This is a genomic window from Nocardioides sp. GY 10113 (assembly GCF_004919105.1).
Lineage (GTDB): Bacteria > Actinomycetota > Actinomycetes > Propionibacteriales > Nocardioidaceae > Nocardioides.
On sequence record NZ_STGK01000019.1, the window covers coordinates 82422 to 93667 of the forward strand.

Annotated in this window: 10 protein-coding genes and 1 pseudogene; 7 read left to right on the forward strand and 4 right to left on the reverse strand. The window is 71.2% G+C overall.

Translation table 11 applies throughout. The features are described from left to right. Positions 1 to 52: 52 nt before the first annotated feature. The 3 genes from E8D34_RS18710 to fadD8 all read left to right on the forward strand — a co-directional run bounded on the left by E8D34_RS18710 (position 53) and on the right by fadD8 (position 3274). Positions 53 to 1096, forward strand: coding sequence for an LLM class F420-dependent oxidoreductase (locus E8D34_RS18710; protein WP_136596173.1), 1044 nt, complete (start codon positions 53 to 55; stop codon positions 1094 to 1096). Between the two features lie 101 nt (positions 1097 to 1197). Continuing rightward, on the forward strand, positions 1198 to 1587 hold the full coding sequence (locus E8D34_RS18715) for a hypothetical protein (protein WP_136596174.1): 390 nt from the start codon (positions 1198 to 1200) through the stop codon (positions 1585 to 1587). Between the two features lie 79 nt (positions 1588 to 1666). Then, positions 1667 to 3274: a fatty-acid--CoA ligase FadD8 gene (gene fadD8 / locus E8D34_RS18720; RefSeq protein WP_136596175.1), complete on the forward strand. Its 1608-nt coding sequence runs from the start codon at positions 1667 to 1669 to the stop codon at positions 3272 to 3274. A 35-nt stretch (positions 3275 to 3309) separates the two neighbouring features. On the opposite strand, the gene E8D34_RS18725 is transcribed toward fadD8, so the two are convergent. Beyond that, positions 3310 to 4161, reverse strand: a complete 852-nt coding sequence (locus E8D34_RS18725) for an NmrA family NAD(P)-binding protein (RefSeq protein ID WP_136596176.1) — start codon at positions 4159 to 4161, stop codon at positions 3310 to 3312. On the opposite strand from E8D34_RS18725, the gene E8D34_RS21600 reads away from it, so the two are divergent. Then, complete coding sequence (locus E8D34_RS21600; RefSeq protein ID WP_136596177.1) at positions 4129 to 4443, forward strand: helix-turn-helix domain-containing protein; 315 nt, start codon at positions 4129 to 4131, stop codon at positions 4441 to 4443. The two genes, E8D34_RS18725 and E8D34_RS21600, sit on opposite strands and share 33 nt — an antisense overlap. Before the next feature lie 24 nt (positions 4444 to 4467). On the opposite strand, the gene E8D34_RS18735 is transcribed toward E8D34_RS21600, so the two are convergent. Continuing rightward, positions 4468 to 5280 carry a crotonase/enoyl-CoA hydratase family protein gene (locus tag E8D34_RS18735; protein WP_136596178.1) on the reverse strand — a complete coding sequence of 271 codons (813 nt, stop codon included), beginning with the start codon at positions 5278 to 5280 and terminating at the stop codon, positions 4468 to 4470. A gap of 46 nt (positions 5281 to 5326) precedes the next feature. Here E8D34_RS18735 and E8D34_RS18740 point away from each other — a divergent pair, with 46 nt between their 5' ends. From E8D34_RS18740 to E8D34_RS18750, 3 genes are read left to right on the forward strand one after another with little or no spacing between them, the layout of a single operon-like run. Continuing rightward, complete coding sequence (locus E8D34_RS18740) at positions 5327 to 6988, forward strand: acyl-CoA synthetase (RefSeq protein ID WP_136596179.1); 1662 nt, start codon at positions 5327 to 5329, stop codon at positions 6986 to 6988. Beyond that, positions 6988 to 8094: a nitronate monooxygenase family protein gene (locus E8D34_RS18745; protein ID WP_136596180.1), complete on the forward strand. Its 1107-nt coding sequence runs from the start codon at positions 6988 to 6990 to the stop codon at positions 8092 to 8094. Before E8D34_RS18740 ends, E8D34_RS18745 begins: the two co-directional genes overlap by 1 nt. 13 nt (positions 8095 to 8107) lie before the next feature. Further along, the gene (locus E8D34_RS18750; RefSeq protein ID WP_136596181.1) at positions 8108 to 9577 is read left to right on the forward strand and encodes a hypothetical protein; all 1470 of its coding nucleotides are present in this window, start codon (positions 8108 to 8110) and stop codon (positions 9575 to 9577) included. A gap of 88 nt (positions 9578 to 9665) precedes the next feature. Here the strand turns inward: E8D34_RS18750 and E8D34_RS18755 are convergent, their stop codons facing one another. Together E8D34_RS18755 and E8D34_RS21610 are read right to left on the reverse strand one after the other, a co-directional pair. Beyond that, complete coding sequence (locus E8D34_RS18755; RefSeq protein ID WP_136596182.1) at positions 9666 to 10928, reverse strand: hypothetical protein; 1263 nt, start codon at positions 10926 to 10928, stop codon at positions 9666 to 9668. 248 nt (positions 10929 to 11176) lie between these two features. Beyond that, positions 11177 to 11246 (reverse strand): annotated as a pseudogene (locus tag E8D34_RS21610) (pyridoxal biosynthesis lyase PdxS); the annotation flags it as partial.

An 11246-nucleotide genomic window follows, 5' to 3' on the forward strand; every position in this document is an offset into this window, starting at 1 on the left:
TACTGTGCGGCGCGTCAGGCCAATCGGATCGACCGGGATCGAAGGGGATCGCATGAAGCTCGGACTGCAGCTCGGCTACTGGGGCGCCCAGCCTCCGACCGGTGTCGCGGAGGTGGTGGCCGCCGCGGAGGACGCCGGCTGGGACGCCCTGTTCACCGCCGAGGCCTGGGGGAGCGACGCGTTCACGCCGCTGGCCTGGTGGGGCCGGGAGACCACGCGCCTGCGCCTGGGCACCTCGATCGTGCAGATGTCCGGGCGCACGCCGACGTCGATCGCGATGCACGCCCTCACGCTCGACCACCTCAGCGGCGGCCGGATGATCCTCGGCATGGGCGTCAGCGGCCCGCAGGTGGTCGAGGGCTGGTACGGCCAGCCGTTCTCGCAGCCGCTGGCCCGGACCCGCGAGGTGGTCTCGATCATTCGCAAGGTGCTCGCCCGTGAGGCGCCGGTGACCAACGACGGGCCGCACTACCCGCTGCCCTACGACGGTCCGCGTGCGGTCGGCCTCGGCAAGCCGCTCAAGCCGATCGTGCACCCGCTGCGCGCGGACCTGCCGATCTGGCTCGGTGCGGAGGGCCCCAAGAACGTCGCCCAGACGGCCGAGATCGCCGACGGCTGGATCCCGATCTTCTACACCCCGAGGAGCGCGGGCATGTACCAGCCGTGGCTGGACGAGGGGTTCGCGCGCCCCGGCGCCCGGCGCACCCGCGAGGACTTCGAGATCGCCGCCACCTGCCACCTGCAGGTGGTCCCGGACGCGGCGACCAAGCAGCTGGTGATCGACGGCATGAAGCCGGTGGTCTCCCTCTACATGGGCGGCATGGGCGCCAAGGAGCAGAACTTCCACAAGAACGTCTTCGACCGGATGGGCTACGGCGACCTGGCCGAGGAGGTGCAGAAGCTGTACCTGAACGGCGAGAAGGAGAAGGCGACCGCGCTGATCCCCGACGAGCTGGTCGACGACATGCACATCGTCGGCACGGCCGGCGAGGTCCGCGAGCGGGTCGCGCAGTGGGAGGAGACCGGCGTGACCACGCTGCTGCTCTCCTGCCGCAGTGCCGACGAGGTGCGCCAGGTCGCGGAGGTGCTGGCCTGATCGCGCAGCGCCCGGCCTCGGGGGAGGTCGGCGCGATGACGTTTCTGTGACGTCCGCGTCGGCCCCTCCTCACGGCCCCCGGTGCGGGGTAGCGTTCCCGCATGAGGCGGGCCCCTCGAGAGAACGTGGCCACCGTGCTGGTGGATCCGGCCGTGCTGCCCGGGCTCGAGCTGGCGATGATGGAGGTCGACCTGCGGGTATGGCCTGTTGCCACCGCCCCGATCGCGGTGGACGGCCGGCGCCAGGCGTTCCAGATCCGCCGCCGCCTCGTCGAGCAGCACCGCGGAGCGTGGGACCGCGCCGCCGGCTGGGTGCCGGTCTGGGTCACCTTCGGCGAGCGCTGGCGCTGCGGGGACGAGCCGCTGCCGTGGGCGGCGCACCAGGCGCTGTGGACCCTGCTCGCCGAGTACGACGGCCACGTGCTGTTCCGCAAGCGGCTCGGGGCGATCGCGCCACTGCCCGTTCCGGAGGAGCGGCGTCGGGCCGGATGAGCGGCCGGCGCCGTGATCCGGCGTCCGGCGCTCGGCGAATGCCTTGCCGGCCACTAGAACACGTTCTAGTCTGCCGCGCATGGACTCCCTCTACACCGGCACGCACAACGGGCACCTGATGGTGGCCGCGCTCAAGCGGCACCGCGACCGCCCGGTGATCCACCTCGGCGACGTCACCCTGACCGGCCGCGAGGTCGGGCAGCGGATCAGCCAGTACGTGCAGGCCTTCGAGGCGCTGGGCGCGGGCACCGGCACCGCCAGCGCGCTCCTGGCCCCGAACCGTCCCGAGGTGCTGTTCATCCTCGGCGCCGGCCAGACGCAGGGCTTCCAGCGCACGTCGCTGCACCCGCTCGGCAGTGCGGACGACCACGCGTACGTGATCAACGACGCCGGGATCACCGCGCTCATCGTCGACCCGTACTTCACCGACCGCGCCGTCGAGCTGCTCGACAAGTGCCCCGGCCTCAAGCAGGTGCTGACCATCGGTCCGGTCCCCGACGCGCTCGCCGAGGTCGGCGTGGACCTGGTCGCCGCCGCCGCGGGCTTCGAGCCGCGGCCGCTCGAGGCGCGGCTGCTGCCCGGCGACCACATCGTCTCGATCACCTACACCGGCGGCACCACGGGCAAGCCCAAGGGCGTGATCGGCACGGCCCGCGCGATGAACACGATGACCCAGATCCAGCTCGCCGAGTGGGAGTGGCCGGAGTCGCCGCGCTTCCTCATGTGCACGCCGCTCTCGCACGCCGGGGCCGCGTTCTTCGTGCCCGTGGTGCTGCGGGGCGGCACGCTCTTCGTCTCGGCCCGGTTCGATCCGGCCGAGGTGCTGCGCACCATCGAGGAGCAGCGGATCGACTCGCTCATGCTGGTGCCGACGATGCTCTACGCGCTGCTGGACCACCCGGACTCGCGCACCCGCGACCTCTCCTCGCTGGAGACCGTCTACTACGGCGCCTCGGCGATCAACCCGGTCCGCCTGAAGGAGGCGATCGAGCGGTTCGGTCCGATCTTCGCGCAGTACTACGGCCAGTCCGAGGCCCCGATGGCGATCAGCTACCTCGCCAAGGGCGACCACGTCGACGCCGAGGGCCGCCCCGTGGAGGCGCGGCTGACGTCGTGCGGCCGGCCCGCCGCGTTCCTGCGCACCGCGCTGCTCGACGCCGACGGCGAGCCGGTCGCGCAGGGGGAGCCGGGGGAGATCTGCGTCGCCGGCCCGCTGCTCGCCGGCGGCTACTGGCAGCTGCCCGAGCAGACCGCCGAGACGTTCCGGGACGGCTGGATGCACACCGGCGACGTCGCTCGCGAGGACGAGGACGGCTTCTGGCACATCGTCGACCGGACGAAGGACATGATCGTCACCGGCGGGTTCAACGTCTTCCCGCGCGAGGTCGAGGACGTCGTCGCCGAGCATCCCGCGGTGGCCCAGGTCGGCGTCATCGGCACCCCGGACGAGAAGTTCGGCGAGCTGGTCACCGCGGTGGTCGTGCTGCGTGCCGACGCGGCCCGCGACGAGGCCGCACTGGAGGCCATGGCGGCCGAGATCAAGGAGATGGTCAAGCAGCGCAAGGGGTCGGTCCAGGTCCCCAAGCGCGTGGAGGTGGCCGACGCCCTGCCGCTGACCGGCCTGGGCAAGCCGGACAAGAAGGCGCTGCGCGCGCAGTACTGGACCGGCGGGCGCAGCGTCGGCTGACGCGAGCCGGCGGTTTCGAGGCGCCCGCTCCCGCGTCAGAGCGCCGCGGCGATGGCGCTCTGCGGGCTCGTCGTGGGTCGGCCGATCAGCTCGGCCAGCTCGTGGCCGGTGACCTCCAACGCGCCGCGGGCCGCTCCGGCGTCGCTGTCGGCCAGGATCTGCGCGAACGGCGTCGGCACGCCGGCGGACTCGAGCGCCGCGGTCAGGCCGTCGACGCCGAGGTCGGTGTACTGCACGTCGCGGCCGGTGGCCTCACCGACCCAGGCGGCGTACTCGGCGAGCGTGTACGACGTGTCGCCGCCGAGCTCGTAGGTGCGTCCGCGCAGCTCGGGGTCGGCGAGGACGGCGGCGGCCGCCTCGGCGTAGTCGGCCCGGGTCGCCGAGCTGAACCGCCCGTCGGCCGCGGCGCCGATGACGCCGTACTCGGCCTGGCCGGCGATCTGGTCGGTGTGGTTCTCGATGTACCAGCCGTTGCGGAGGAGGGTCACCCGTAGGCCGCTGGCGGCGAGCAGGCCCTCGGTCGCGACGTGCTCCGCGGCCAGGGCCAGGCCGCCGGTGTCGGCGTTGGCGATGCTGGTGTAGACGATGTCGGTGACGCCGGCGGCGACGGCGGCGGCGATCGCGGCGCGGTGCTGCGCGAGGCGCTTGCCGACCTCGGAGGCGCTGATCAGCAGGACGGTGTCGGCGCCGGCGAAGGCGGGGCCGAGCGTCTCGGGGCGGTCGAAGTCGGCGACCGCGGTGCGCACGCCGAGCTCGGACAGCAGGAACAGCACGTCCTGCCGGCGGCCGGTGGCCACGATGTCGCTGGCAGCCACGCCGCGGTCGAGCAGAGATCGGACGACGAGGGCGCCGAGATGTCCGGTGGCTCCGGTGACGACGACGGTCATGGACTTCCTCCAACGTTGGGCGGGGTCGTTCCCCGCGGGTGCTGTCCGTCGTTCGAACGATGGCCGGTCCGCAATACTTCCCGTTGGAAGACGCTGCGCCGCCTGGAGCGCGACGGCCTGGTCACCCGCACGGTGTACGCCCAGGTCCCGCCGAGGGTCGACTACGAGCTGACACCGTTGGGCCGTTCGCTGCGCACGCCGATGGAGGCCCTGGAGGCGTGGGCGATCGAGAACATCCCGGCCGTGCTCGAGGCCCGCGAGTCCTACGACCGACGGCCGTGAGGTCGCGGGCCGGCGCCGCGGTCGTCAGCGGCCCTTGAACTCCGGCTTCCGCTTCTCCAGGAACGCGCGCGGCCCCTCCTTGGCGTCCTCGGAGGCGAAGACGGCGGCGCCCACCTTCGCGTCGTCGGCCCAGCACTCCTCTTCGTGCTTGCCCTCGGAGTCGCGCATCGTCTTCAGGATGGCCTGCACCGCGAGCGGGCCGTTGGCGGCGATCAGGTCGGCGATCTCGCGGGCCTTCTCCAGCGCGGTGCCGTCGGGGACCACGTGTCCGATCAGGCCCAGCTCCTTGGCCTCCGGCGCCTTCAGGGTGCGGCCGGTGAGCAACAGCTCGGCGGCGACGGTGTACGGGATCTGGCGGGGGAGCCGGACCGCGGAGCCGCCCATCGGGTACAGGCTCCAGCGTGCCTCGGCGACGCCGAACTTGGCCGACTCTCCGGCCACCCGGATGTCGGTGCCCTGGAGGATCTCGGTGCCGCCGGCGATCGCCGGCCCCTCGACCGCGGCGATCAGCGGCTTGGTCAGCCGGAAGCCCTTGAGCAGCCCCTTGATCACCGTCGGGTCGTAGGCGCCCGACTCGAACGCCTCGGAGGGCGGGCGCTCGTCCGCCTTCTTCAGGTCCATCCCGGCGCAGAAGTAGCCGCCGGCGCCGGTCAGGATGCAGACGCGGATCTCCGGGTCGGAGTTCACCCGGTCCCAGGCCTCCTCCATGATCCGGAGCATCTCGGTGGAGAGCGCGTTGCGTCGCTCGGGGCGGTTCATGGTGACGATCAACGTGTGCCCGTCCTGCTCCACGATGCAGTCGGGAGTGGTGCGGGCAACGGTCTCTGCGCTGGTCATATGAAGCACGCTAGCGAAAAAGTGAAACGTGTTCTACTCTCCCCGTGTGGCCCTGAATATCGCCGATCTCTTCGAACACGCCGTCGACGCCGTGCCCGACAAGCCCGCGGTCCAGGTGGGTGACCGCAAGGTCTCCTTCGCCGAGCTCGAGGCGGAGTCCAACCGCCTGGCTCACTTCCTGGCCTCGCGCGGGCTGGGGAAGGGCGACCACGTCGGCCTCTACGCCAAGAACAGCATCGAGCACGTCGTCGCCCTGCTGGCGGTGCTCAAGATCCGCGCCGTCGCGATCAACGTGAACTACCGGTACGTCGCCGGCGAGCTCGACTACCTCTTCGACAACGCCGACCTGAAGGGTCTCGTCCTCGACCGCGCGTACGCCGACCTGGTCGCCGAGGTCGCTCCGAAGCACGAGCTGCTGCAGACCTTCGTGGTGCTGCCGGACCCGATGGAGCCCGACGACGCGAGCGACATCTCGCCCTTCGGCGGCGTGCTCCTGGCCGACGCGGTCGCGGGTCAGAGCGACGCGCGCGACTTCGGGCCGCGCAGCCCCGACGACATCCACATCATCTACACCGGCGGCACCACCGGCTTCCCCAAGGGGGTGATGTGGCGTCACGAGGACTTCTGGCGTGTGCTCGGCGGTGGCGTCGACTTCATGACCGGCGAGCTGAAGGAGGAGTACGACCAGTCGGCCTCCGCGGCGAACGAGGGGCTGGTCACCCTCCCGCTCAGCCCCCTGATGCACGGCGGTGCGCAGGCGAGCCTGCTGATGCACCTGTTCGCGGGCCAGAACACGATCCTCGAGCCCAAGTTCGACCCGGTGCGCACCTGGGAGATCGTGGACCGGGAGAAGGTCCAGATGCTCTTCATGACCGGCGACGCGATGGCGCGGCCGCTGATCGAGGCCTACGAGGAGGGCGGCTTCGACGGCCAGAGCCTGTTCGCGATCGCCTCCAGCGCGGCCGTCTTCTCCAAGGCCGTCAAGGAGCGCTGGATGAAGGCCTTCCCGAACGCGGTCTTCACCGACTCCGTCGGCTCCTCCGAGACCGGGTTCCAGGGCACGGGCCTGCAGGACGCCAGCGCACTGTCCACCGACGGCCCGGTCGTCGGCATCTCGCACGGCACGGTGGTGCTGGGCGACGACGACAAGCCGCTCGACCCGGTCGCCGACGTCGGCAAGGTCGGCCGCACCGCGAAGGCCGGCTACGTCCCGGTGGGCTACTACAAGGACCCGGAGAAGTCCGCCAAGACCTTCGTGGAGATCGACGGCGTGCGCTACTCGATCCCCGGCGACTTCGCGCGGATCGAGGAGGGCAACCGGATCACCCTCCTCGGTCGCGGGTCGAACTGCGTCAACACCGGCGGGGAGAAGGTGTACCCCGAGGAGGTCGAGATGGCGATCAAGGCTCACCCGGCCGTCTACGACGTGCTGGTCGTCGGCCTCCCGGACGAGAAGTACGGCCAGGCCGTCGCAGCGGTCGTGCAGCCCCGCGAGGGGGAGACGGTCGAGCTCGAGGAGCTCCGCACCTTCCTGCGCGCCCACCTGTCCGGCTACAAGCTGCCGCGCTCCCTGACCCTGGTCCCGGAGATCCCGCGCAACGCCACCGGGAAGGCCCAGTACCCCAAGGCCAAGGAGCTTGCCCTGGCCGCCCAGCCCGACCAGTCCGACCAGTCCGACCAGTCCGAGACCACAGGAGCTCCCGCCTGATGCGCACACCGCTGTGCGATGCCTTCGGCATCGACTACCCGATCTTCGCGTTCACCCCCTCCGAGCACGTGGCCGCGGCCGTGAGCCGTGCCGGCGGCCTGGGCGTCCTCGGCTGCGTCCGGTTCAACGACACCGACGAGCTCGACCGCACGCTGACCTGGATGGACGAGAACACCGACGGCAAGCCGTACGGCGTCGACGTCGTGATGCCGATGAAGATCCCCACCGAGGGCACCTCGACCGACCTCTCGTCGTACATCCCCGAGGAGCACAAGAAGTTCGTCGACGAGACGCTGCTCAAGCTCGGCGTCCCGCCGTTGCCGGAGGGTGAGGGCCGCGAGGGCGTGCTCGGCTGGCTGCACTCCATGGCCCGGTCGCACGTCGACGTCGCGCTGCAGCACCGTCCGGTGCTGATCGCCAACGCGCTCGGCACGCCGCCGAACGACGTGATCGAGGAGTGCCACGCGGCCGGCCTGAAGGTGGCCGCCCTCGCGGGCGCCCCCAGCCACGCGCAGAGCCACGTCGCGAACGGCGTCGACATCATCGTCGCCCAGGGCTACGAGGCCGGCGGCCACACCGGTGAGATCGCGAGCATGGTGCTGACGCCCGACATCGTCGACGCGGTCGGCCCGGACGTTCCGGTGCTCGGTGCCGGCGGCATCGGCTCCGGCCGGCAGATCGCGGCCTCGCTGGCGCTCGGCGCGCACGGCGTGTGGACGGGATCGATCTGGCTGGGCACCGAGGAGTACCGCAACCTCTCGTCGAACAAGGGCTGGGAGACCGCGTTCCTGCGGGCGTCCTCCTCCGACACCGTGCGCACCCGGATCTACACCGGCAAGCCGGCGCGGCTGCTGAAGACCAAGTGGACCGAGGCGTGGGCGGAGGAAGGTGCCCCGGCGCCGCTGCCGATGCCGCTGCAGAACCTGCTGGTGGCCGACGCCCACAACCGGATCAACGCCTCGGGCGACCCGGACGTGATCTCGATGCCGATCGGGCAGATCGTCGGCCGGATGAACGAGGTCCGTCCGGTGGCGGAGGTGATGGCCGACCTGATCGCGGAGTTCGAGGCCACGGTGAAGAACCTGAACGGGATCGCCGGGTTCTGAGGCGGCGCGGACGATGGGGCGTCTGGGCCACCTGATCGCCGCCGCCGGTCCCGCCCGGTTGCGGGTGGGGCTGGCGGCCGCGGTCGGTGTCGTGCTCGTCGGCAGCTCGCTGGCGGTCGCCGACCGTGCTCCGGGGCCGCGGCCGGTCCCGGAGGCTCAGTGCGGGCCGGGATCGCGGCCGGAGACGACCGGTCTCCAGGGGCGCGTGCCGGCCCGTGACTACGCCTCCGGCCGCTACCGCGAGGGGTACACCTGCAACACCCGCGCGGTCGGTCGTCACGGCAGCACGGGTGGCTTCAAGACGCTGCGGTACACCGACGCCCGGGGCAACACCTGCGCGTTCTACGACTCCACGCGCCTGCTGGGCATGGACGTGGGGACCAACCTGATGAACGGCACCGGCCTCGGTGTGGTGGTCCTGGACATGAACCGCCCGGGACGGCCGCGCAAGACCGACAACCTGACCAGCCCGGCCATGCTGAGTCCTCACGAGTCGCTGCTGCTCAACCGGCGCCGCGGGCTCCTGATGGCGGTCCTGGGCACCGTCGCGACGGCGCCAGGCGTTCTCGACGTCTACGACGTCCGCAAGAACTGTCGCCATCCGCGGTTGCTCTCGTCGACCCCCGCCGGGGTGCTCGGTCACGAGTCGGGGATCTCCCCGGACGGACGGACCTTCTGGTCGGCCGGCGCTGCGGGCTTCACGATCACCGCGGTCGACGTCAGTCGGCCCCGGCGGCCGAGGACGCTGATGGTGGAGGGTGGCGTGGTCGCCCACGGGATCAGGTTCTCCAGCGATGGTCGGACGATGTACCTCGCCGACATGGGCTCGCCGTCGACCAACAGCGTCCTCGACGACCCCGGCCTACAGATCTACGACGTCTCCGAGGTGCAGGACCGCGTCGAGGACCCCGAGATCCGGCTGCTCTCCGAGACCAGCTGGCCGGGCATCTCGATCCCGCAGGTCGCCGAGCCGTTCCGTCGCCGAGGTCGCGCCTACGTGCTGGAGGTCGACGAGTTCACCGACTGGTTCGGGGACGGCCTGACCGTGGACCTCAGCGGTGATGCTCCGGTCGGCGCCGCGCGGATCATCGACGTGACGAGGCCGCGGAGGCCGCGCATGGTCTCGGACCTGCGACTCGAGGTGCACCAGCCGCGCCACCGCACCGCCGCCGTGCTGGGCGATCCGGGCAACGAGCTGCCGATCGGCGGCTACTCGGCGCACTACTGCTCGGTGCCGACGCGCCGCAACCCGCAGCTCGCCGCCTGCTCGATGATCGGATCGGGGCTGCGGATCTTCGACATCCGCGACCTGGAGCGGCCGCGCGAAGTGGCGTACTTCAACCGGCCGAGTGCCGACGGCGCCAACGCGCTCTCCCAGCCGGCGTGGGATCGGAAGCGACGTTCGATCTGGTACACCGACGGGACCAGCGGCTTCTACGCCGTACGCCTCACCAACGGCGTGGGTCGCCTGCTGCGCCGCTGAGCCGGACGGACCGAGTGCCGGATCTGCGTCCGGGCGCGCGGGCCGGCGGGACCTCCCGCCGGCCCGCGCGCCCCGACGTGGCCGGTGACTACGCGGAGGTCAGGGTGAAGGTGACCGTGGTGGCGTTGCCGAGGGCGTCGTACGCGACGAGGGTGTTGACCCCCTCGACAGCGCCGTAGCGACCGGGCCGGATGTCGTTGACGTCGGACCAGTTGCTGTCGGTGAGGTCCTTGGTGACGCCGTTGATGACGACCTTGTCGACCTTGCGGGCGTCGTACAGCTTGAAGGACTTCGACGCTGCCGCCTCGCCCGTGACGCCCTTGTCGGTGACCGTCGGGCCGGTGGTGTCGAGCACGAAGGCCACCGTGGTCGCGTTGCCCGCCACGTCGTAGGCGACCAGGGTGTTGGCCCCCTCGACAGCGCCGAACCGGCCGGGCCGGATGTCGTTGACGTCGGACCAGTTGTTGTCGGTGAGGTCCTTGGTGACGCCGTTGATGACGACCTTGTCGATCTTGTTCGCGTCGTAGAGCTTGAACGACTTCGACTGCGCCACCGCGCCGGCTGCTCCCTTGTCCGTCACCGTCGGCGCGGTGCCGTCCACCACGAAGGTGAAGTTCTGGGTGCTCGCCACGTTGCCAGCCGCGTCGAGCGAGTTGTAGCGCAGGGTGTAGGCGCCGTCCGCGAAGCTCACGGGGACGCCGAGCGTGTCGCCCGCGGCCTGGAACGACTTGAGGAGCGCGCCGTCGCGGTAGACGTTGCCGACCGTCTTGACCACCCGGTCGTTGTCGGTGGAGGACAGCTCGAACACGTAGCCCGGGCGGACCGGCGACGCGGGGTTGAGCAGGGTCGTCACCGGCTTCTCGAAGTCGCAGACGTACGACTCGGCCGCGTCGGTGACGGTCCGGGTGTCCACGACCAGCGGCCAGCCGGTCGGGGCGTAGCTGACCCACGCGGCCAGAGCGGGATCGGTGGTCCCGCCGGGCTGGCCGTTGTAGTACACGGTCCCCTGCGAGGCGGCAGCGACCTGGTGCTGCTCCGTGAGCACGTTGCCGGTGGGCTCGAACCCGGCGTTCGCGTCGGGCTGCCAGTCGGTGTCGCGCCAGTAGAGGTTGCCGTTGGTGGTCTTGCGGTACTCGACCTTCACCACCACGGTCTCGTACACGGCCGGGTACTCGACGGTCTTCGCGTACTGCGACTCGGTGTGGGTGACCGCGGGGATGGTCTGGATCCGCTTGGTCGAGTCGGCGGTGCAGGCCTGCTCGGCCGCCGTGGCGCTGCCCGCCGACCCGACGAGCGCGATGGCGGTGAGTGTGGTGCTGAGTACCGCAGAGGCGGCAAGGCTCTTCTTCACTTCGGAGTTCCCCCTAGAACTGATGCTGACGCGCCCCGCAGTGCGTGCGCTCTCCCGAACCGGTACGGCTCGTTCGCTCCCTTAACGGTCTAGACAGATCGGGGTTACTCCGGCGCCTCCGCGGCTGTGCGGCCTGCGGCGGCGTGACGGTGGCGGTGGAGATGGTGTCCGGGGACGGCGACGGCCCGGCCCGCCGCGCCGGAGCGGGGTGGGCCGGGCCGTCGCATGGTCCGCCGTTCGGCGGCCCGTTACCAGCCGCGTTCGGCGAGGCGGTGCGGCTGCGGGATCTCCTCCACGTTGATCCCGACCATCGCCTCG